Source organism: Massilia sp. UYP34 (assembly GCF_056279385.1).
In genome coordinates, this window is sequence record NZ_JBWBRF010000002.1 from 242,956 (window position 1) to 263,259 (window position 20,304).

Here is a 20,304-nt window from a genome sequence, read left to right on the forward strand (position 1 = left end):
GAACCTCATGCCGGACCCGACTCCTGATCCATCCACCCCCGACGAGCCCAAGAACGTCGAAGCCAAGGCGGTGATCCTGCTGGTGCTGCTGGGCCTCATGATCGCGGCCTTCGTGCTGTACGTGATGTACGCGCGCGGCGTGTTCGAGCCGACCCAGCGCCTGACCCTGGTGGCCGAGGATTCGTCCGGCGTCATCCCCGGCATGGACATGACCTTCGCCGGCTTTCCGATCGGGCGCGTGCGCCAGGTCGACCTGGGCGACGACGGCAAGGTGCAGATCACGGTCGACGTCCAGAGCAAGGACGCCAAGTGGCTGCGCGTCTCGAGCGTGTTCACGCTGGAGTCGAGCATCGTCGGCGAGACCCGCCTGCGCGCCTATACCGGGGTGCTGACCGATCCGCCGTTGCCGCCGGATTCCACCCGCACCGTGCTGCGCGGCGACGCCACCGCCGAGATCCCGCGCATCGTCGCCACCGCGCGCGCGCTGCTGGAAAACCTGGAAACCATGACCGCGTCCGGCTCGGACGTCAACGCCAGCCTGGCCAACCTGTCGGCGGTGACGGCCCGCATGTCGGGCCGCTACGGCGTGCTCGGCGGCGCGCTGGGCGGCGACGAAGAGGCGAAGAAGCTGATGGAAGCGCTGGATCGGGTCAACGCCATCCTGGCCAAGGCCGACCAGCGCGTGTTCGGCAAGGCCGGCGTGATGGACGATACCCAGGCCGCGGTCCGCCAGCTGGACGTGGTGCTGCAGGACGCCAGCGCCACGCTGAAGAAGGTCGACGCGGTGCTGGTGGAGGCCCAGGCGGTGGGCGCCAATACGCGCGCGGCCACCGAAGACCTGGGCGCGCTGCGCGGCGAGGTCGACGCCAGCCTGCGCAAGGTGAACCGCCTGGTCGAGGAAATCAACCGCAAATGGCCGTTCGCCCGGAGCAGCCAGGAGATCAAGCTGCCATGAAAATCGCTTGCGTATTGATCGTGGCCGCGCTGGCCGGCTGCGCCGGCAAGCCGCTGCCGCCCGACTGGCAAGCCAATGCCAAGGACGCCCTCGACGCCGCGGTCGACGACTACCTGAAAGGGCACACGGCGGCGTCCGAGGCCGAATTCCGCGAGGCGCGGCGCGAGACGGCGGCCACCGGGCGCCCGGATCGCGTGGCCCAGGTGGAGCTGGTGCGCTGCGCGGCGCAGGCGGCCAGTCTCGTATTCGAGGATTGCCCCGGCTATGCGGCGCTGGCGGCGGATGCCACGCCGGGCCAGCGCGCCTACGCCGCCTACCTGGCGGGGCAGTGGATTGGCCTGGACGCGGCGCTGCTGCCCGAGCAGCATCGCGCCGTGGTCGCGGGCGGCGCGCTCGACAAGATCGACGACCCGTTGTCGCGGATGGTCGCGGCCGGGGCGCTGTTCAAGGCGGGACGCATGACGCCGCAGGGCATCGCGCTGGCGGTGGACACCGCCTCGAACCAGGGCTGGCGCCGCCCCTTGCTGACCTGGCTCGGGGTGCAGGAGCAGCGCGCCAGGGCGGCCGGCGACAGCGCGGCAGCGGACGGGATCCGGCGCCGGATGGCGCTCGTGGCGGGCCAGTGAGGGGAACCGGCGTTTGAGCGATGCATTGAAAGTCACCGGTCACGGTCGATCATGTCGAGACGCTCTTCGAGACGCAGCTACCGCGTGAGCGGGATCGCTGGCGCGCCGACAATGCGCGTTCCATCGTCAAGCCGCGCGTTCATCCCGACTGGCGCGCGCCACTTTGCATGGGGTGAGACCGCCGGCGTTGCTTCATGCGACAGCGCCCCGCGCGAAGCTCAGGCCCGCGGCGGCAGGCTGTCGGCCGGCAGCAGGCGATGCAGCAGTTTTTCGGAAAGACGGCGCAAGCGGATCGCCATGCCGGGTGGCGTCAGTCGGTCCAGGCGCCGGCCGAAGTGGCTGACACCGGGCAGGTCGACGCCGAATAATTGCTGGCGTTGCGGGTCGCCATCGAAACGGGCCAGATCGGATGGCGCAGCGCTGCGAAAGGCCTTCATCCAGAAGTGACCGTAGGTATAGATGAGCGACTTGCGTACGCGATCGGTGTCGTTGGCCTCGGCCATGTGCAGCACATGGGTGTTGAAGAGCACCACGTCGCCGGCGCGTGGCACGATGCGCACCGTTGCGCCGGAGGCGGCCAGCGTCGGCCGATGCGGATTGACATGCAGTGGCGGCAGGTGCTGGCTGCCCGGGATGAACGACAGGCAGCCCTGGTTCGGCGCCAGGTCTTCCAGGTAGAAGTGTGCCTTGGCCAGGAAGCTGGGCGCGTGGGCGGGGGCGACGCCCGACACGCGCGCGATGTCGGAATGGTAAGGGCTGGTGAAGGTTGGGCCGGGAAAGAACAGGCGCGCACTGGTTTCCTGCAACGCGATATCTTCGCCCACCGTCCGGCGCAGCAGCGGGAACAGCGCAGGCAAGTCGACGAGGTCGACGAATACCGGATCGGCATCGAGGATGGCGGGCAGGTCGTGGAAGCGCTTGCCGCTGTCGCGGGCCTGACGCGTCGCCTGCGCGTGGCGGGCGGCAGCGGCGTCGAAGGCGCTGCGCGCAGCTGCTACCACCGCCTGCGGCAGCAGCTGTTTCAGGTGGACGAATCCTTGCGTGTTGTACTGGAGCGTGAGGTCAAGCAGCTGGTCGGTGGAGAGCATGATCGATTGAAAATCCGGCGGCGTTGGCGAACAGGTTGAATTGGGCATGTGTGGTCGCGTGCCAGGAGTGCAGGCGGGCGTGTGCGCAGGTCGCTTCGCGCGTGGGCATGTCGGCGCGCAGGCGCCGTACGGCATCGGCCACGCCGGCCGCTGAATTTGCGCGCAGCAGTAGCCCTGCCGCATGGCAGCGCACCACCTCGGCGGTGCCGCCCACGTCGCTGGCGATGACCGGCGCACCGCAGGCCATTGCCTCGAGCAGGACGTTGGCCCAGCCCTCCCGGTTCGAGGCCAGCACCAGCGCGTCGGCGGCGCTGTAGCAGGTGCGCAACTGGCTCTGTGTCAGGAGGCCGAGGAAGCGGACGCGATCCTGCACGCCGAGCTGGCGGCACATGGCCATGAGCCGGTCGCGCTCCGGACCCGCGCCAACGATCATCAGGCGCACGCCACGCAGTTGCGGCAGGGCGGAGATGACCTTGTCGTGCCCCTTGCGTTCGATCAGGTGGCCGACCGAGAGCAGGGTGAAGCCGTCGATGCTCAGCCCCGCACGTGCCCGTGCATAGGGTTCCGGATAGAACAGTTCGAGATCGACGCCATTGCGCAACGCATGGATGCGTTCTCCGGGCAGGCCGAGGCGGATCATGTCCTGGCGCAGTGCCTCGCAGACGCTGATCATTGCATAGGCGGAGTGCGCCGCCTGGCGGATCAGGCGGCGTGGCCAGACATGGTCCGGCAGCTGGGTGATGTCGCTGCCCAGCGCGCTGATGATCACCGGCTTGCCGTAATGGCGTCCCAGCATGGCCGCGGCCACGCCGTCCGGGTAGAAGTAGTGAGCATCGATGAGGTCGAAATCGGCGCCCTGCGCAAGCAGGCCATCGATGGCCCCGCGTGCGGCGTGGAACAGTGTCCATGGTGTCGCATACATGCCGATACCGGGCAAATTGGCGTAGCGCGGATGCAGCACCCGTATGCCGTCCCGGACTTCCTCGCGCGGCACCCGCGCATAGCGCGCATAGCGCCCGAAGACCCCCGCAGTCGACGGGAACCATGGCACCGGTGCAACCACTATCGAGCGGACGGGGTGGTGGCGCAGTTGCTGGCGAAGACTGGTCTCGGTGAAAATTCCGTGGTGCGGTTCGACGGCATTCGGGAACAGGGTTGAGAACGTCAGAATATTCAGCATCAGGGATCGTCGGCAGCGTTGATTGGTCGCGCCGCCATCAGTCAATGATGAATTCGGACGATGGGTATCGCTATGCAATTCCCATGCCTGCCTGCAATTACTTGATTTTGTTCACTATCTGCTACCGACGTTGTTTAACTGTAAAGTTTTTCGACAGTCGGTCATGGCCGGGAGCGCAGGGCCCAGGGCAGCGTATTGTGGATGGTCGTGGCCGCGATCGCCGCCTGGCCCGTCGCCACCGCGATCTGGTTCAGCCCGCGCGTGACGTCGCCGATGGCGAACAGGCCCGGCACCGTGGTGCGGCAATGGTCGTCCACCAGCAGCTTGTCGCACTCGGCGGTTTCGGCGCCGAGGGCCGCCGCCAGGCTCGATCTCGCGCTTTCGCCCAGCATCGGATAGAACACGTCGCATTCGTAGTGCTCGCCATCGCGCGTGTGCAGCACCGGTCGCAAGTCGTCGGTCAGGGTCACGCCGGCCAGCGGCGACGCGATGTGGAGCACGTTCGCCGCCTCCAGCTGGCGCTTTTCGTCGGCGTTGACGGCAGTTTCGTCGGCGCGCTCGAACAGCAGCACGTCGGCGCTGAAGCTGCGCATGAACAGGGCGTGGCCGACCGGATTGACCTCGGACGTGGCCACCGCGATGCGCTTGTCGATGACGTCGAAGCCGTCGCACACCGGGCACAGGCGCACGGCGCCTGCCGCGACCGCTTCTTCCCAGCGCTCGACCGGCATGCCGGCGTCGGCCACGCCGGTGGCCAGCAGCACCGTATGCGCGCGCAGGGTGGTCAGGTCGCCCTCGGGACTGCAGCAGTCGGCTTCGAACAGGCCGTCCTCGATGCGCAGGTTCGTGATCTCGCCGGGGATCACATGGCCGCCGTAGTTGCCGAGCTGGCAACGGAGCTGGTCCAGCAGCAGCTTGCCGTTGACTCCATCGGGAAAGCCTGGATAGTTGTGCGAGACGGGAATCCAGCCCAGCCGGCTATTGCCCTTGTCGACCAGGGCCACGTTGCGCGTGAAGCGGTGCAGGTAGATGGCGGCGGTCAGGCCGCCAGGGCCGCCGCCGATGATGATGGTGTCGAAGACGTTCGGTGTGAGTTCCATGCCTTGATTATCGCGGGGCGGGTACGACCGGGGTATCGGCGCGCGCCTGAGCGCCGGGTCGGCATCGGCTTACACGCGCGCCTTAGCGCCTATCCCGGTAGGTGGGGGGAAGCTCATGCCGACATGCGCGTAGGCGATGCATGGCGAGTGTGAGCAAGGCGCGAGGAGGCCGCATGGCGAGCCATGCAACGACGAGCAACGCAGCGCACACTTGCCAGGCGCGGCAGGAGCGACTCCCACCTGCCGGGGTAGGCGCTTAGAGCGACTTGCCGCCAGCCGCCTCGGGCTGCAGGGTCACGTGATCGATGCCGTGCCGTTCGCGCAGCATGGCGCGCACCGCTTCGAGCACCGGCGGCCATTCTTCCAGGCTGCGGATCTCGATGTGGCCGATCAGGGCGGGGTGGCCCGGCGACATGTCCCACACGTGCATATCGTGCACGGCCAGCACGCCGTCGACGGCGGCCATGTCGGCGCCGACCTGCACGTAGTCGATCGCATGCGGCACGCCTTCCATCAGGAAGTGGTACGACTCGCGCAGGATGCCGCTGGTCGAGCGCAGGATCAGGAGGGCGACGAAGATCGACAGGATCGGGTCGGCCTGCACCCAGCCGGTGACGTAGATGATGGCGCCGGAGGCGATCGCCGCCAGCGAACCGAGCAGGTCTCCCATCACGTTGACCAGGGCGGCGCGGGTATTGATGCTGTCGTTGTTACGAGAAAGAATCCAGGCGACCAGCAGGTTGATCGAGGCGCCCAGGGCCGCGACCACCAGCACGATGCCGCCCTGCACCTGTTCGGGATGGATCAGCCGCTGCACCGCCTCGTAGCCGATCCAGGCCACCAGGCCCAGCATCGCCAGGCAGTTGACGAAGGCGGCCAGCGCTTCGGCGCGCACGAAGCCGAAGGAGTGGCGGGCCGACGGCGGGCGCTTGGCGATCAGCTGGGCCAGCAAGGCCAGGCCCAGGGCGGCGGCGTCGGTCACCATGTGGCCGGCATCCGAGATCAGGGCCAGCGAGTTGGAGAGGAAGCCGGTGATCACTTCGACCACGGCGAACAGCAAGGTCAGGCCGAGCGCCACCGCCAGCGCCTTCTGGCTGCGCGCCTCGATCGAGTGCGCATGACTGGCGTCGCCGTCCAGGTGGGCGTGCAGGTGCGAAGGGTCGTACGGCTGGTAAGTCATCGCTGGCGAAGGGAAAATGGTGGCAGACCGGAAGTGTAAAGCATACGCCGCAACCGGGCAGGGGCGGGTCCTGCGGCAACTATTTCCGTGCGAGGGTTGCGGTTCCGCCATGCGGTCCTTATAATGGCGGCATCGGGCGGTTAGTTCAGCTGGTTAGAATACTTGGTCGACATCCAAGGGGTCGCAGATTCGAATTCTGCACCGCCCACCAGAACACGGCAATAAGAGCGAGAAAGGCACCGACGGTTATGACACCGCGAACTACAACCTGGTTGTGGGGGAGTCGCTAGACGCGAAGGGGTGTGCTTTTGCTCAACACAACGGAAAAACGCGGCTAGTGCCGCGTTTTTTTTCGTCTTTTAAATTCCCATTGTCTATTTGTTTATTTTTCACCGGCGCGTGCGCCAATTGGAGAACAGCATGCTGAACGTTCGACTTCCCGATGGCTCCAGCCGTCAATTCGACGGCCCCGTGACGGTGGCCCAGGTAGCACAAAACATCGCCCCGAGCCTGGCCAAGGCCGCCCTGGCCGGCAAGGTCAACGGCAAGGTGGTCGACACCTCGTTCCTGATCGACGGTGATGCCGATCTCGCGATCGTGACCGAGCGCGACCCGGAAGGCCTGGACGTGATCCGTCACTCGACCGCCCACCTGCTGGCCTATGCGGTCAAGGAATTGTTCCCGGAAGCCCAGGTCACCATCGGCCCGGTCATCGAGAACGGCTTTTACTACGACTTCTCGTACAAGCGCCCGTTCACCCCGGACGACCTGGCCGCCATCGAAAAGAAGATGGTCGAGCTGGCCAAGAAGGACGAACCGGTCACCCGCAAGGTGCTGCCGCGCGACGAGGCCGTGGCCTATTTCAAGTCGATCGGCGAACACTACAAGGCCGAAATCATCGCCTCGATTCCGGCCAATGAAGACGTCTCGCTGTACAGCGAAGGCGGCTTCACCGACCTGTGCCGCGGCCCGCACGTGCCGTCGACCGGCAAGATCAAGGTCTTCAAGCTGATGAAGCTGGCCGGCGCCTACTGGCGCGGCGACTCCAAGAACGAGATGCTGCAGCGCGTGTACGGCACCGCCTGGACCAGGAAGGAAGACCAGGAGCAATACCTGCACATGCTCGAAGAAGCGGAAAAGCGCGACCACCGCAAGCTCGGCAAGGCATTGGACCTGTTCCACTTCCAGGAAGAAGCGCCGGGCCTGGTGTTCTGGCATCCGAAGGGCTGGACCGTCTGGCAGCAGGTGGAGCAGTACATGCGCCACAAGTACCAGGTCAGCGGCTACAGCGAAGTCAAGGCGCCGCAGATCCTCGACCGCACCCTGTGGGAAAAGACCGGCCACTGGGAGAACTACCGTGACAATATGTTCACGACCGAGTCGGAAAACCGCTCGTATGCGCTCAAGCCGATGAACTGCCCGGGACACGTGCAGATCTATAACGCGGGCATGCGCTCCTACCGCGACCTGCCGCTGCGCTTCGGCGAATTCGGCCAGTGCCATCGCAACGAGCCTTCGGGCGCGCTGCATGGCCTGATGCGCGTGCGCGGCTTCACCCAGGACGACGGCCACATCTTCTGTACCGAAGAGCAGGTCGAGCGCGAAGTCACGTCCTTCCACGCCCAGGCGATGGGCGTCTACGACGACTTCGGCTTCGCCAACATCGACGTCAAGCTCGCGCTGAGGCCAAGCAGCCGCATCGGTTCCGACGAAGTCTGGGACCAGGCCGAAGAGTCGCTCCGTTCGGCGCTGCGCGCCTGCGGCGTGGAGTGGACCGAATTGCCGGGCGAGGGCGCCTTCTACGGCCCGAAGATCGAGTACCACCTGAAGGACAGCCTGGGTCGCCCATGGCAGGTCGGCACCGTGCAGGTCGACTTCTCGATGCCGGGCCGCCTCGGTTCCGAGTATGTCGCAGAAGACAACACCCGCAAGGTGCCGGTGATGCTGCACCGCGCGATCGTGGGCTCGATGGAGCGCTTCATCGGCATCCTGATCGAGAACTACGCCGGCGCGCTGCCGCTGTGGCTTGCTCCAGTGCAAGTTGCGGTGCTCAATATTTCGGATGCGCAGGCCGACTACGTCAAGCAAGTCGAGCAAAAGCTGCGCCAGGCCGGGCTGCGCGTTCACGCTGATTTGCGGAACGAGAAGATCACCTATAAAATACGTGAACATTCCGTCCAAAAACTGCCGTATATCCTCGTTGTCGGGGATAAGGAAAAGGACGCGAACACTGTGGCCGTGCGTGCCCGCGGCAATGTCGATCTGGGCGTAATGTCCGTCGACGCGCTCGTGGAGCGTCTGGTAGGCGAAGTTGCCGCCAAGACGAAATAATCCCGGCCAATACCAATACATTCAAAGGAAAAGACATAGCTACTGACAAGCAGAATCGCATCAATGGCGAGATCACCCATCCGGAAATGCGTTTGAACGGTGTGGACAACGAGCCGCTGGGCATCGTGACCCTGGCCGAAGCGTTCCGTCTGGCCGAAGAAAAGAACGTCGACCTGGTTGAGATCGCGCCGAATGCGGTCCCTCCGGTTTGCCGCCTGATGGACTACGGCAAGTTCAAGTATTCGGAGCAGAAGAAGGCCCACGAAGCCAAGCTCAAGCAGAAGATCATCCAGGTCAAGGAAATCAAGTTCCGTCCGGGCACCGATGAGGGCGACTACAGCATCAAGCTGCGCAACCTCATCAAGTTCCTGGAAGAAGGCGACAAGACCAAGATCACCTTGCGCTTCCGCGGTCGCGAGATGGCCCACCAGGACATCGGCCTGCGCATGCTCGAACGCCTGCGTGCCGACCTGGAAGCCGTCGGCACGGTCGAGCAGTTCCCGAAGCTCGAAGGTCGCCAGATGATCATGGTGGTCGCGCCGAAAAAGAAGAAGTAATTCTTCGCGCGAGGCGGATACACGGCCGGGTCCGTGGCGCAGGCGAAAGCCGGCGCCACGGACCGGCTGTCACGCGTCCATGCTTCGTGGGCGACGCGTGGCGTGCCGGATGAGTTGCCGGCGACCATCCTATTCCCTCGAAACCTGTGCTACAATCTGCGATTCCTGTTTTTAGAAACAGGTTGTAGCAGACTCGCTTCTGCTGCAAGACAAGTGAAAGTAGGCATCCAAGAGCAGCGTTGCTGCCACCTGCAATCCTGTCCCATATGAGGCTGTCCGCAAGGGCAGATGACTATGCCAAAAATGAAAACCAAGAGCTCCGCGAAGAAACGTTTTCGCGTGCGTCCGGGCGGTACCGTCAAGTCGGGCATGGCCTTCAAGCGTCACATCCTGACCAAGAAGACCACCAAGAACAAGCGCCAGCTGCGCGGCACCCGTAACATCAATGCGTCGGACGTGACCAGCGTCTACCGCATGATGCCATCTGCTGTTTAATCTCACACTAAGGAGCGAATATGCCTCGAGTAAAACGTGGGGTTACTGCACGTGCCCGTCACAAGAAAGTTCTTGAACTTGCCAAAGGCTACCGTGGCCGCCGCAGCAAGGTATACCGTGTTGCCAAGCAAGCAGTCATGCGCGCTGGCCAGTATGCCTACCGCGATCGCCGCAACAAGAAGCGCGTCTTCCGCGCACTGTGGATCACCCGTATCAACGCGGCTTCGCGTTCGCACGGCATGACCTACAGCGCCTTCATGAACGGCCTGAAGAAGTCCGCGATTGAACTGGACCGTAAAGTCCTGGCCGACATGGCTGTGCATGACAAGCCGGCATTCGCCGCGATCGTCAGCGCCGTCAAGGCCAAGCTGGCTGCCTGAGCAGGCGAATAAATCAGTCTGCTAGCAAGTCAGCGCCGCGTTAGCGATGGCGCGGCGCACTAGAAGCGGGGCAAGGGTCACACCTGTGCCCCGTTTTTGATTCTGGCGTCTCCCGCCAACGAAAAACAGGAAAAGAACAAGCATGAACTTGGAACAACTCGTCGTCGCGGCCAGGAACGACTTCGCGGCCAGCCTGGATGCCGCCGCGCTCGAAAATGCGAAAGCCAAGTACCTGGGCAAGACCGGCCAGGTGACCGACCTCATGAAGGGCCTCGGCAAGCTCGACCCTGAACAGCGCAAGGCGCAGGGCGCCCTGATCAATGCCGCCAAAGAACAAATCGAACAGGCCTTGACCGCGCGCCGCGAGGCGCTCGCCGAAGCGCAGCTGATGCTGCGCCTGTCCGCCGAGAGCATCGACGTCACCCTGCCGGGCCGTGGCCGCTCCAAGGGCGGCATCCATCCGGTGATGCGCACCTGGGAACGGGTCGAGCAGATCTTCCGCTCGATCGGCTTCGACGTCGCCGACGGTCCCGAGATCGAGACCGACTGGACCAACTTCACCGCGCTGAACAGCCCCGAGAACCATCCGGCGCGTTCGATGCAGGACACGTTCTATATCGAGGGCAATGACAGCCTGGGCAAGCCGCTGCTGCTGCGCACCCACACCAGCCCGATGCAGGTGCGCTATGCGCGCACCCACACGCCTCCGATCAAGGTGATCGCGCCGGGCCGCACCTACCGCGTCGACAGCGACGCCACCCATTCGCCGATGTTCCACCAGGTCGAAGGCCTGTGGATCGGCGAGGACATCAGTTTTGCCGACCTCAAGGGTGTGTACCTGAACTTCGTCAAGGCTTTCTTCGAGACCGACGACCTGCAAGTGAGGTTCCGCCCGTCGTACTTCCCGTTCACCGAACCGTCGGCCGAGATCGATATCGCCTTCGGTTCCGGTCCGCTCAAGGGCCGCTGGCTGGAAGTGTCGGGCGCCGGCCAGGTGCACCCCACCGTGGTGCGCAACTTCGGACTGGATCCGGAAAAGTTCATCGGCTTCGCGTTCGGCTCCGGCCTCGAGCGCCTGACGATGCTGCGTTATGGAATCAACGACTTGCGCCTGTTCTATGAAGGCGACCTGCGGTTCCTGAAGCAGTTCAATTAATTTGCGACGCTGAGGTAAAAAGAATATGCAATTCTCGGAAAACTGGCTCCGTTCCATGGTCGATCCGAAGATGAGTTCGGATGAGCTGTCCCACCTGCTGACCATGTCCGGCCTCGAAGTGGAAGAGGTCGAGGCGGTCGCGCCACCGTTCTCGAACGTGGTGGTGGCCGAAGTCAAGGAAGTGGTGAAGCACCCGAACGCCGACCGCCTGAACGTGTGCCAGGTCGACGCCGGCAGCGGCACGCTGCTGACGATCGTGTGCGGCGCGCCGAACGTGCGCGCCGGCATGAAGGCGATTTGCGCCAAGGCCGGCGCGTTGCTGCCGCCGGGCGCGGACGGCAAGCCGTTCGAGATCAAGGTCGGCAAGCTGCGCGGCGTCGAGTCGCAGGGCATGCTGTGTTCAAGCAAGGAGCTGGGCATCTCGGAAGAGGGCAGCGGCCTGATGGAACTGCCCCAAGACGCCCCGGTGGGCCAGAACATCCGCGACTACCTGGGCTTGAACGACCTCAAGTTCACCATCAAGCTGACCCCGAACAAGGCCGACTGCCTGTCGGTGCTGGGCGTGGCGCGCGAAGTGTCGGCCCTGACCGGCTCGCCCCTGAGCCTGGCGCCGACGCGCGCCGTGCCGGTGAATAGCGACGACATCCTGCCGGTCAAGGTGTCGGCGCCGGACCTGTGCGGCCGTTTCGCCGGCCGCGTGATCCGCGGCCTGAACGCGCGCGCGAGCACGCCCGAGTGGATGAAGCGCCGGCTGGAACGCAGCGGCCAGCGCCCGGTGTCGGCCCTGGTCGACATTTCCAACTATGTCATGCTGGAAGTCGGCCGTCCGTCGCACGTGTTCGACCTGGCCAGGATCCACGGTTCGCTCGACGTTCGCTGGGGCAAGAAGGGCGAGTCGCTCAAGCTGCTGAACGGCAACACCATCGAACTCGACGAGTGGGTCGGCGTGATCGCCGACGACCAGGAAATCGAATCGCTGGCCGGCATCATGGGCGGCGACGCCACTGCCGTCTCGCTGGACACGACCGACATCTACCTGGAAGCGGCCTTCTGGTGGCCGAACGCGATCCAGGGCCGCGCCCGCCGCTACAATTTCTCGACCGACGCTGCGCACCGCTTCGAGCGCGGCGTCGACTATGCAAGCATTCCCGAGCACCTCGAGCGCATCACCGAGCTGATCGTCGAGATCTGCGGCACCGCCGCCACCAGGGTCGGCCCGGTCGACGACCAGATCGTGAACCTGCCGCAGCGTCAGCCGGTGCGGCTGCGCACGGCGCGCGCCCAGAAAGTCATCGGCGTGCCCTTGACCGACGACTTGATCGCCGACATCTTCACCCGCCTGGGGCTGGAATTCGTGCGCGAGGAAGGCGGTTTCCTGGTGACGGCGCCGAGCTACCGCTTCGATATCGAGATCGAGGAAGACCTGATCGAGGAAGTGGCGCGCGTATATGGCTTCGAGAACATCCCGGCCAATCCGCCGGTGGCGCCGAGCGCCATGCTGATCGCGCCCGAAAACACCCGTTCGCTGTTCGCGGTTCGCCATCAGCTGGCCGACCTGGGTTACCAGGAGGTGGTCAATATGAGCTTCGTCGAGAGCGCCTGGGAAGCGGATTTCGCCGGCAATCCCGAGCCGATCCGCCTGCAGAACCCGATCGCCAGCCAGCTCTCCGTGATGCGTTCGAGCCTGATCGGCAGCCTGGTCGCCAATGTGCGCTACAACCTCAACCGCAAGGCGAGCCGCGTACGCGTCTTCGAAGCCGGGGCCGTGTTCAAGCGTAATAGCGACGTCCAGGACGGTCCGCTGGCGGTGGCCGGCTACGAGCAACCCAAGCGCGTGGCCGCGATCGCCTACGGTCCCGCCGCGGACGAGCAGTGGGGTGTGCCGACCCGCGCCGTCGATTTCTTTGACGTGAAGGCCGATCTGGAAGCGCTGTTCGCGCCGCGCCAGCTGCGTTTCACCAAGGCCGAGCACCCGGCGCTGCATCCGGGCCGCTGCGCCACTGTCGAGCTGGACGGCGAGCGGATCGGCCTGGTCGGCGAACTGCATCCGCGCTGGCTGCAGAAATATGATTTGCCGCAAGCGCCGGTGCTGTTCGAAGTCGATGCGGACGCCCTGTGCGAGCGCGTGGTCCCGCGCCATACCGAGATTTCGAAGTTCCCGGGCGCCACGCGCGACCTGGCGCTGGTGGTGAAGCAGGACGTTCCGGCCCAGAGCGTGCTCGACGCGTTCCATGCCGAAATCGCCGTCAATCCTGCAGGAAAGATCGTGCAAGCCGTTGTTTTGTTTGATGAATATCGCGGCAAGGGCCTGGAGGCGGATGAAAAAAGCCTTGCTTTCCGCTTTAGCTTGCAAGATACTCAATCGACGCTGCAGGACGAAGCGGTCGATGCCATCATGGCAGCGGTCGCCCAATCGGCGTTGACGACACTGAACGCGCGGCTGCGCGCATGAGTGGCGAAATAGGCGGCGACATCCGACTGCAGGACTATTCCATGACGGGCGAGCCCAGGCTTGTCCGTGATCCGAAACATCGTTCGACTTGAAGGCAGGGCTTCAAAATTAACAACAACGACCTTGATTCCGCCGTGTTCCAGGAGGCGCTCGCCGCCGACCTGGACCGCGCCATGCAGGTGGCGCGGGTACGCAAGGAAGCTGAACAGTCATTGCCGACCTTGACCAAGGCCGAGCTGGCCGAGCTGCTGTTCGAGCAGGTCGGCCTGAACAAGCGCGAAGCCAAGGACATGGTCGAAACCTTTTTTGACGAGATCCGCAATGCGCTCGAGCGCGGCGAGGCGGTCAAGCTGTCCGGCTTCGGCAACTTCCAGTTGCGCGACAAACCGCAGCGGCCTGGCCGCAACCCGAAAACAGGGGAAGAAATTCCCATCACGGCGCGCCGCGTCGTGACATTCCACGCCAGCCAGAAACTCAAGGGAATGGTTGAAGAGACCACGCCAGGTAGTCCACCCGCGGGTTCCCTGGCGCGTGCAGCCTGAGGACGCCCAATAAGCAATGAATGACCGACCGAACAAGATCGAACCGACCGTGCTGCCGCCGATTCCGGCCAAGCGTTATTTCACGATTGGGGAAGTCAGTGACTTGTGCGGAGTCAAACCCCACGTCTTACGTTACTGGGAACAGGAATTTACTCAGCTTAAGCCGGTCAAACGCCGTGGAAACCGCCGCTATTATCAGCACCACGAAGTCCTGCTGATCCGGCGCATCCGCGCGCTGCTGTACGAGCAGGGCTTTACCATCAGCGGCGCGCGCAACCGCCTCGACGACCGCGCCAGCGCGGCGCTCGAGTTCGACCGGCTGGACCTGCCCGACAGCCCGCCAGCGATCGACGGCGACAAGCTGCGCGCCGATCTGCTGGACATTCTCGACTTGCTCAAGAACGGGCCACGGCCGGCGTAAACTGCGCAGTAGTGCCATTGCCAGCCGGGCCAGCCGTGAACAAATCGTGCCGCCCAGAAATGTGCGTTCATCCGCCGGCGAGTCGTCCCCGGTTCAGATGCCGGCCTTTTGCTGGTCAGATGCCGGTCACTCGGCTTATGATGACTCAACCATTCGTGCACCTGTTGAACGCGGCCCTCTGAGTGTTAAAATGTCACTCGCGCATATGCTGAATAAAACGCATGTATACCGGGCGGTTCAGACCCGGCACTTTCCTGCGCGAGGAAAATTTAAGGGAAGACAATGATACGCGTTGCCATTTGTGACGATCACCAGATAGTTAGAGCAGGATTCAAGCAGATTTTCTCATCGTCGGGCGATTTCGACGTTGTCGCCGAAGGCGCTACTGGCCGCGAGGCCCTCGATATCGCACGCCGCGAGATCTGCGACGTCCTGCTGCTGGACATCGCGATGCCCGACCAGAGCGGCATCGACATCTTGCGCACCATCCGCCAGGGCCAGCCCAATCTGCCGGTGCTGATCCTGTCTGGCTACCCGGCGCAGCAATATGCGCTGAACCTGTTCAAGATGGGCGCCAACGGCTATCTGAACAAGGAGTGCGAGGCCGACGAACTCAAGACCGCCGTGCGCACCGTTTATCAAGGCCGTCGCTATGTGTCCTCCACGGTCGGTGAACTGCTGGCCCAGAGTTTCGACCGCGACCCCAACACGGCGCTGCATACCGAGCTGTCCGACCGCGAATTCCAGGTCTTCCTGCGCCTGGCGAAGGGCGCGACCGTGTCCGACATCGGTAACGCGCTGTCGCTGTCGATCAAGACCGTGTCCACCTACCGTACCCGCATCATGGAAAAAATGGGTCTGCAGTCGAATTCCGACCTGACCTATTACGCCATGAAAAACAATTTGCTCGATTAATGTTCGACTGATTTTTTGGCCGGATTCATCTGACAGCGCGCCCACCAGGGCGCGTTTTCATTGGTAGAGCGAGTTGCATATCCTCATGGGCAAATGCAACAAGAAGTTACGGCAGAGAATTTCGCAGTGCAACATCACGTGCATACGCCTATAATGAAGGGCCAAATTCCTTGCACGAAAGGAAGCCTGGATGGTTTTCACTACCGCTGCGGACGAACAATCCATCCGCAGTCTCCCCCTTCACAAAACACTGCTGTGCCTGATGTGCGTGGTGCTGCTGGTCGTCAACGGCGTATTCCTGACGCGTAACCTCGACGACTTGCGCTCTGCCAATGCGCTGCAGGTGCAGACGGCCAAGGTGTCGGACGAGCTGCAATACCTGAACCTGATCGTCACCGATGCCGAAAGCAGCCTGCGCGGCTATTTCCTGTCGGGCGACGAGGTGTATCTCGGCCCGCTGCGCAGTGCCTCCCAGCAAATCGACAAGCAGATGCGATCGCTCGGCGGCCTGCTGCGCGACACGCCTTCGCAGGCAAAGAACCTGCATCAGCTGCGCACGCTGGTCGACAAGAAATTCGGTTTGCTGCAACAGTCGCTCGGGGTCTACCGCGAGGGTGGACTGAACGATATCGTGGCGATCGCCGCCTCGCCCGACGACCGGGCGCAGATGGACGAGATCCGCCTGCAGGTCGTGATCATGACGCGCGAGCAGAACGAATTGCTCGCTACCCGCACCGCCGAGTTCTACCAGCAATATCGGCACGCCGTGGTCTTCGGCGTCGGCATCAACGCCGCCGCGATTATCGTGCTGCTGTTGTTCTACAAGATGATCAAGCGCGCCTTCTGCATGCGCCTGTTGGCCGAGCGCGCCCTGCAGCGCACCAATGATGGCCTGGAAGAAATCGTCGCCGAGCGCACCGCCCAGTTGTCGGTGCTGTCGCGCCACCTGATCAAGGTGTCGGAAGAAGAAAAATCGCGCCTGGCGCGCGAACTGCACGATGAAATGGGCGCCAATCTGACGGCGATCGGCATGGACCTGTCCACGGTCAGCGAGCAACTGCGCACCAGCCATCCGGAACTGGCGTCCACACTGGGGCGCGCCAAGCGAACCTTGGTCGACACCGTGCAGCTGAAGCGCCGCATCATCGAGAATTTACGGCCGAGTCTGCTCGACAATATGGGGCTGTCGGCTGCGCTGCAAACCTATTGCGCCGATTACGCACGCATCACGTCGCTCGATTGCGATGCGCTGATCGACGCCGAGGCCGACGCCGCCGGCCCGATGCAGGCGATCGCGCTGTTCCGTATCACGCAAGAGGCGTTGAACAATATTGCCAAGTACGCCAAGGCGCGCACCGTGATCGTCAACCTGACGCGCGAGCCCGATGGCTGGGGTCTCGAGATCAGCGACGATGGCGTCGGCATTCCCCAGGATGCCCTGGCCGGGTCGACATCGCATGGTCTACTCGGCATGCGCGAGCGCGCTTTCTTGCTGGGCGGCACCCTGGTGGTGGAGCGTGGTGTAAATGGGGTGGGAACGTGCGTGCGCGCTGTGATTCCGGCGGCGGCCCCGGGGGGCAGTGAAGAAGCGGGTGTGGCGGGCGCATTGACCGCGACGATGACCGGGACGACGACCGTAGCTGCCGTGGCCCTCTCGTGCGTACAGGCCGAAGCGGCCTTGCCGCCGCCGCTCTCGCCATCGTCCGCCCTGGAGGCGGAGCCGATGGCGAAGCCGGCGTCACGTCATCTCAACGCGCCACATCCATGAGCAGGCGGTCGTATTCCGATTTGGCGACCTTGTAGCATTCGCCCGCATATTCTTCCAGGCCGGCGCGGTCGAGCACGGTGATATTGCCGCGGCGGTACTGGATCAGGCCTTCGTCCTGCAGCTTGCCGGCGGCGGCGGTGATGCTTTCGCGGCGCACGCCCAGCATGATCGAGATCAGTTCCTGCGTCACTTTCAGCTCGTTGCTGGCCGAGCGGTCCAGGCGATCGAGCAGCCAGCGGCACAGCTTCTGTTCGATCGAGCTGTGACGGCCGCCGACGGCGTTCTGGGCCATCTGGGCGAACAGCGCATTGGTGTAGCGCATCAGGAGCTGGGGCAGGGCGCCGCCGCGGTTGAAGGCGTCGCGCAGATACTGGGTCTTGAGGCGGTAACCGTAGCCGGCGCTCTGGACCACGGCGCTGCAGGTGGCGCGCTCGCCCATGAACAGCGACACACCGACCGCGCCTTCATGGCCGACCACGGCGATCTCGGTGGTGGCGCCGTCTTCCATCACATACAGCAGCGACACGATTGCGGTCGTCGGAAAATACACGTATTCCAATTTGCTGCCATACTCGAACAACTCTTTACCGAACGGCATCGGGACCAGTTCGAGGTGGTCGAACATCTCTTCCAGGTCGGTGCGGGGCAGGGCGGCCAGCAGCTCGTTCTGCTGGGTGCCGCTGTAGCTCACGACCGGTTTCGACGCGGACTTCATTGCCTCACTCGTGGCAGGGACCTGGTTTTTCGATTTTTGGGTGAGACCACCAAACTGAGTGTTGTTCATCTTATGTCCTCTTATGTCTATCGTGCGTCGGGGGCGATTCCAGCGAGGGTTGTTTTTCTTACCTCATCGCGATGGGTGTACTTTAAAGCTACCGTCTGTTGCCGCACATAAGACGAGTATCCGCCCCCATGTAGGTTCCAAACATGATGTCGTGTCAGCCCAGTCCTACTAGGGAGATCGGTGCGCTGGCGCACCTTGCGCCACAAAGTTTCATTAAAGAACGCCGAAATGCCGCATAATTCGCCGACGCGACCCTGACGGGCGCATCACGACGACGGAATTGACGGATATGGGGCTGCGGGTGTTGCTGGTGGAAGACGATGCGGTGCTGGCCGACGGCCTGCTGCGCGCATTGCAGGCGCAGGACATGACGGTCATGCAGGTGGCCGATGGCCTGGCCGCCGACCGCGCCCTGCAAGAGCCCGGGCCCGAGGTGGTGGTGCTCGACATCGGCCTGCCCGGCATCGACGGCTTCGAGGTGGTGCGCCGCCTGCGCGCGCGCGGCGCGGCCACGCCGGTGCTGCTGCTGACCGCGCGCGACGCGGTCGAGGACCGGGTGCGCGGCCTGGAGACCGGCGCCGACGACTATCTCGTGAAACCCTTCGCCACCGCCGAACTGGTGGCCCGCATCCGCGCGCTGGCGCGGCGCCACGCTCCCGCCTCCACCCTGATCTCGCTTGCCGGCCTGAGCCTGGACCGCGCCACCCGCCGCGCCCGCGTCGCCGGCCATCCCATCGAGCTGTCGGTGCGCGAGTGGGGCGTGCTCGAATACCTGCTTCAGCAGGCCGGGCGGGTGGTGTCCAAGGGGCAGATCATCGACGCCATCCTGCCCTGGGGCGAGGACGTGACCCAGAACGCGGTCGAGGTCTATGTGTCGCGCCTGCGCCTGAAACTGGACGGTTCCGGCGTGGCGATCCGCACCATCCGCGGTTTCGGCTACCTGCTGGAGGCGGCCGAATGAAGGGTGGTTCCACGCTGCGCCCGGCATGAGCAGCATCCGGCTGCGCCTGCTCAAGTGGCTTCTCGGCCCGATCCTGCTGGTCAACCTGGTGCTGGCCGCGCTGGTCGCAGGCCTGGCCTGGACCCCGGCCCAGGTCGCCTTCGACGGCGGCTTGCAGGACACCGCCAACGGCCTGGCCGCACGGCTGGCCGCGGGCGCCGCGCCGCAACTGCCGCCGGCATTGTCGCCGGGGGCGCCGGGCGCCGACCGCAGCTGGTTCGTGGTGCGCGATGCGCATGGCCGGCGCCTGGCCGGCGCCGCCGGCTTTCCTGCCTTGCGACCGGGTGCGGCGCCGTATGACGCCGAGGTCGACGGCGAGCCGGTGCGGGTGGTCGCCCTGGCGCTCGCCACGCCCGAGGGCGAGCGCCACCTGGGGGTGGCGCGCACTCTCCGCCAGCGGCTCGAGGTGCGCTCGGCCGTCGTGCGCTCGCTGGTGGTGCTGGTATCAATGGTGACCCTGGCCCTGGCCGGCGTGGTCTGGCTGTCGGTCAGCAACGGCTTGCGCCCGCTGGCGCGCATCCGCGCCGAGCTGGCCGCGCGCGGGCCCGGCGACCTGGCGCCGATCCCCCAGGCCAGCGTGCCGTACGAGATCGCGCCGGTGGTCGCGGGCTTCAATGAATTGCTCGACAAGGTGGAGGCCGGTGCGCGCGCCCAGCGCGACTTCCTGGCCGACATGGCGCACCAGTTGCGCACGCCGCTGGCCGGCATGCAGCTGCAGCTCGAGTGGCTGCGTGCGCGCCATGCGCGCGACGGCGACACCGTACGTTCGCTGGGCATGATGGAGCTGGCCAACGGGCGCATGATCCGCCAGGTCAACCAGCTGCTGGCGCTGGCGCGCGCCAGGGAGGGGCGCCCGGACGGTCGGCACGCCGCGCTCGACCTGGCGAGCCTGGTGCAGGAAACGATCCAGTTCTTCGTCGGGCAGGCGGCCGCCAAGGACATCGACCTCGGCTTCGAGCTGGCGCCGGCGCCGGTCGACGGAGATGCATTCCAGCTGCGCGACCTGATCGACAACCTGGTCGACAATGCGCTGCGCTATACGCCGCCCGGCGGCCGGGTGACGGTCGCCTGCGCCCGCGTGGGTGACGCGGTACTGTTCACGGTCGAGGATTCCGGTCCCGGCATCCCGGCCGCGCGGCGCGCCGCCGTGTTCGAACGCTACGTGCGCCTGGACGACAAGACGACCGGCAGCGGCCTGGGATTGGCCATCGTGCGCGACATCGCGCAGGCGCACGGCGCCACCGTGGTGCTGGACGATGCCGAGGGCGGCGGCGCCCGCGTCACGGTGCGTTTCGGCGCAGGATCGGCACGCTAGGCCGCACGGCGTCGTATTTGCGTCGCTGTCAGGACTTTGTCAGCTTTTCCTCAGGGAAA

The 20,304-nt window shown here is 64.6% G+C and carries 19 protein-coding genes and 1 tRNA gene; 15 read left to right on the forward strand and 5 right to left on the reverse strand.

All coding sequences use genetic code 11. The features are described 5' to 3' along the window. The first annotated feature begins 7 nt into the window (after positions 1-7). Positions 8-955 (forward strand): MlaD family protein, encoded by a 948-nt coding sequence (locus ACZ9AQ_RS04500; protein WP_429202477.1) that lies wholly within the window; start codon positions 8-10, stop codon positions 953-955. Next, entirely contained in the window at positions 952-1,581 is a 630-nt protein-coding gene (locus tag ACZ9AQ_RS04505; protein WP_429202476.1) for a hypothetical protein, read from the forward strand. Before ACZ9AQ_RS04500 ends, ACZ9AQ_RS04505 begins: the two co-directional genes overlap by 4 nt. Positions 1,582-1,799: 218 nt before the next feature. On the opposite strand, the gene ACZ9AQ_RS04510 is transcribed toward ACZ9AQ_RS04505, so the two are convergent. From ACZ9AQ_RS04510 to ACZ9AQ_RS04525, 4 genes are all read right to left on the reverse strand, one after another. Beyond that, positions 1,800-2,669, reverse strand: coding sequence for a phytanoyl-CoA dioxygenase family protein (locus ACZ9AQ_RS04510; RefSeq protein ID WP_429202474.1), 870 nt, complete (start codon positions 2,667-2,669; stop codon positions 1,800-1,802). Beyond that, positions 2,644-3,849: a glycosyltransferase family 4 protein gene (locus ACZ9AQ_RS04515; protein ID WP_429202472.1), complete on the reverse strand. Its 1,206-nt coding sequence runs from the start codon at positions 3,847-3,849 to the stop codon at positions 2,644-2,646. Before ACZ9AQ_RS04515 ends, ACZ9AQ_RS04510 begins: the two co-directional genes overlap by 26 nt. A 161-nt stretch (positions 3,850-4,010) precedes the next feature. Next, a complete protein-coding gene (locus tag ACZ9AQ_RS04520; protein WP_429202471.1) occupies positions 4,011-4,949 on the reverse strand; it encodes an NAD(P)/FAD-dependent oxidoreductase in 939 nt (312 codons plus the stop codon). A gap of 256 nt (positions 4,950-5,205) precedes the next feature. Then, positions 5,206-6,129: a cation diffusion facilitator family transporter gene (locus ACZ9AQ_RS04525; RefSeq protein WP_429202469.1), complete on the reverse strand. Its 924-nt coding sequence runs from the start codon at positions 6,127-6,129 to the stop codon at positions 5,206-5,208. A gap of 134 nt (positions 6,130-6,263) precedes the next feature. Between ACZ9AQ_RS04525 and ACZ9AQ_RS04530 the strand changes: the two genes are divergently transcribed. From ACZ9AQ_RS04530 to ACZ9AQ_RS04580, 11 genes are all read left to right on the forward strand, one after another. Next, a tRNA-Val gene (locus tag ACZ9AQ_RS04530) sits at positions 6,264-6,340 on the forward strand. A 209-nt stretch (positions 6,341-6,549) separates the two neighbouring features. After that, positions 6,550-8,460, forward strand: a complete 1,911-nt coding sequence (gene thrS, locus ACZ9AQ_RS04535) for a threonine--tRNA ligase (RefSeq protein ID WP_429202467.1) — start codon at positions 6,550-6,552, stop codon at positions 8,458-8,460. Continuing rightward, positions 8,460-9,017 (forward strand): translation initiation factor IF-3, encoded by a 558-nt coding sequence (infC, locus tag ACZ9AQ_RS04540; RefSeq protein ID WP_292031645.1) that lies wholly within the window; start codon positions 8,460-8,462, stop codon positions 9,015-9,017. The genes thrS and infC overlap by 1 nt, the downstream gene beginning before the upstream one ends. Before the next feature lie 294 nt (positions 9,018-9,311). After that, entirely contained in the window at positions 9,312-9,512 is a 201-nt protein-coding gene (gene rpmI, locus ACZ9AQ_RS04545) for a 50S ribosomal protein L35 (RefSeq protein ID WP_005667419.1), read from the forward strand. A 20-nt stretch (positions 9,513-9,532) separates the two neighbouring features. Continuing rightward, positions 9,533-9,892, forward strand: coding sequence for a 50S ribosomal protein L20 (gene rplT / locus ACZ9AQ_RS04550; protein WP_320472443.1), 360 nt, complete (start codon positions 9,533-9,535; stop codon positions 9,890-9,892). Positions 9,893-10,034: 142 nt separating this feature from the next. Then, positions 10,035-11,048 carry a phenylalanine--tRNA ligase subunit alpha gene (gene pheS, locus ACZ9AQ_RS04555; RefSeq protein ID WP_429202465.1) on the forward strand — a complete coding sequence of 338 codons (1,014 nt, stop codon included), beginning with the start codon at positions 10,035-10,037 and terminating at the stop codon, positions 11,046-11,048. 25 nt (positions 11,049-11,073) lie between these two features. After that, positions 11,074-13,500 carry a phenylalanine--tRNA ligase subunit beta gene (gene pheT, locus ACZ9AQ_RS04560; protein WP_429202463.1) on the forward strand — a complete coding sequence of 809 codons (2,427 nt, stop codon included), beginning with the start codon at positions 11,074-11,076 and terminating at the stop codon, positions 13,498-13,500. 173 nt (positions 13,501-13,673) lie between these two features. After that, positions 13,674-14,042, forward strand: coding sequence for an integration host factor subunit alpha (locus ACZ9AQ_RS04565; protein WP_005667425.1), 369 nt, complete (start codon positions 13,674-13,676; stop codon positions 14,040-14,042). A 16-nt stretch (positions 14,043-14,058) separates the two neighbouring features. Continuing rightward, positions 14,059-14,463, forward strand: coding sequence for a MerR family transcriptional regulator (locus ACZ9AQ_RS04570; protein ID WP_429202462.1), 405 nt, complete (start codon positions 14,059-14,061; stop codon positions 14,461-14,463). Positions 14,464-14,745: 282 nt separating this feature from the next. Then, positions 14,746-15,378, forward strand: coding sequence for a response regulator (locus tag ACZ9AQ_RS04575; protein WP_429202460.1), 633 nt, complete (start codon positions 14,746-14,748; stop codon positions 15,376-15,378). Between the two features lie 190 nt (positions 15,379-15,568). Beyond that, positions 15,569-17,146, forward strand: a complete 1,578-nt coding sequence (locus tag ACZ9AQ_RS04580; protein WP_429202458.1) for a CHASE3 domain-containing protein — start codon at positions 15,569-15,571, stop codon at positions 17,144-17,146. Here ACZ9AQ_RS04580 and ACZ9AQ_RS04585 read toward each other — a convergent pair. Then, entirely contained in the window at positions 17,127-17,861 is a 735-nt protein-coding gene (locus ACZ9AQ_RS04585) for a Crp/Fnr family transcriptional regulator (RefSeq protein ID WP_143054549.1), read from the reverse strand. The two genes, ACZ9AQ_RS04580 and ACZ9AQ_RS04585, sit on opposite strands and share 20 nt — an antisense overlap. A gap of 358 nt (positions 17,862-18,219) precedes the next feature. On the opposite strand from ACZ9AQ_RS04585, the gene ACZ9AQ_RS04590 reads away from it, so the two are divergent. Together ACZ9AQ_RS04590 and ACZ9AQ_RS04595 are read left to right on the forward strand one after the other, a co-directional pair. Next, positions 18,220-18,891: a response regulator transcription factor gene (locus ACZ9AQ_RS04590; RefSeq protein ID WP_429202455.1), complete on the forward strand. Its 672-nt coding sequence runs from the start codon at positions 18,220-18,222 to the stop codon at positions 18,889-18,891. Between the two features lie 25 nt (positions 18,892-18,916). After that, positions 18,917-20,245 (forward strand): sensor histidine kinase, encoded by a 1,329-nt coding sequence (locus ACZ9AQ_RS04595; protein ID WP_429202454.1) that lies wholly within the window; start codon positions 18,917-18,919, stop codon positions 20,243-20,245. Positions 20,246-20,304 lie beyond the last annotated feature (59 nt).

What these genes read in the sequence shown, in the direction of transcription:
- ACZ9AQ_RS04500 (WP_429202477.1), top strand. Translation starts at nt 8, where the DNA reads ATGCCGGACCCGACTCCTGATCCATCCACCCCCGACGAGCCCAAGAAC.
- ACZ9AQ_RS04505 (WP_429202476.1), top strand. Translation starts at nt 952, where the DNA reads ATGAAAATCGCTTGCGTATTGATCGTGGCCGCGCTGGCCGGCTGCGCC.
- ACZ9AQ_RS04510 (WP_429202474.1), bottom strand. Translation starts at nt 2,669, where the DNA reads ATGCTCTCCACCGACCAGCTGCTTGACCTCACGCTCCAGTACAACACG.
- ACZ9AQ_RS04515 (WP_429202472.1), bottom strand. Translation starts at nt 3,849, where the DNA reads ATGCTGAATATTCTGACGTTCTCAACCCTGTTCCCGAATGCCGTCGAA.
- ACZ9AQ_RS04520 (WP_429202471.1), bottom strand. Translation starts at nt 4,949, where the DNA reads ATGGAACTCACACCGAACGTCTTCGACACCATCATCATCGGCGGCGGC.
- ACZ9AQ_RS04525 (WP_429202469.1), bottom strand. Translation starts at nt 6,129, where the DNA reads ATGACTTACCAGCCGTACGACCCTTCGCACCTGCACGCCCACCTGGAC.
- thrS (WP_429202467.1), top strand. Translation starts at nt 6,550, where the DNA reads ATGCTGAACGTTCGACTTCCCGATGGCTCCAGCCGTCAATTCGACGGC.
- rpmI (WP_005667419.1), top strand. Translation starts at nt 9,312, where the DNA reads ATGCCAAAAATGAAAACCAAGAGCTCCGCGAAGAAACGTTTTCGCGTG.
- rplT (WP_320472443.1), top strand. Translation starts at nt 9,533, where the DNA reads ATGCCTCGAGTAAAACGTGGGGTTACTGCACGTGCCCGTCACAAGAAA.
- pheS (WP_429202465.1), top strand. Translation starts at nt 10,035, where the DNA reads ATGAACTTGGAACAACTCGTCGTCGCGGCCAGGAACGACTTCGCGGCC.
- pheT (WP_429202463.1), top strand. Translation starts at nt 11,074, where the DNA reads ATGCAATTCTCGGAAAACTGGCTCCGTTCCATGGTCGATCCGAAGATG.
- ACZ9AQ_RS04565 (WP_005667425.1), top strand. Translation starts at nt 13,674, where the DNA reads ATGCAGGTGGCGCGGGTACGCAAGGAAGCTGAACAGTCATTGCCGACC.
- ACZ9AQ_RS04570 (WP_429202462.1), top strand. Translation starts at nt 14,059, where the DNA reads ATGAATGACCGACCGAACAAGATCGAACCGACCGTGCTGCCGCCGATT.
- ACZ9AQ_RS04575 (WP_429202460.1), top strand. Translation starts at nt 14,746, where the DNA reads ATGATACGCGTTGCCATTTGTGACGATCACCAGATAGTTAGAGCAGGA.
- ACZ9AQ_RS04580 (WP_429202458.1), top strand. Translation starts at nt 15,569, where the DNA reads ATGGTTTTCACTACCGCTGCGGACGAACAATCCATCCGCAGTCTCCCC.
- ACZ9AQ_RS04585 (WP_143054549.1), bottom strand. Translation starts at nt 17,861, where the DNA reads ATGAAGTCCGCGTCGAAACCGGTCGTGAGCTACAGCGGCACCCAGCAG.
- ACZ9AQ_RS04590 (WP_429202455.1), top strand. Translation starts at nt 18,220, where the DNA reads ATGGGGCTGCGGGTGTTGCTGGTGGAAGACGATGCGGTGCTGGCCGAC.
- ACZ9AQ_RS04595 (WP_429202454.1), top strand. Translation starts at nt 18,917, where the DNA reads ATGAGCAGCATCCGGCTGCGCCTGCTCAAGTGGCTTCTCGGCCCGATC.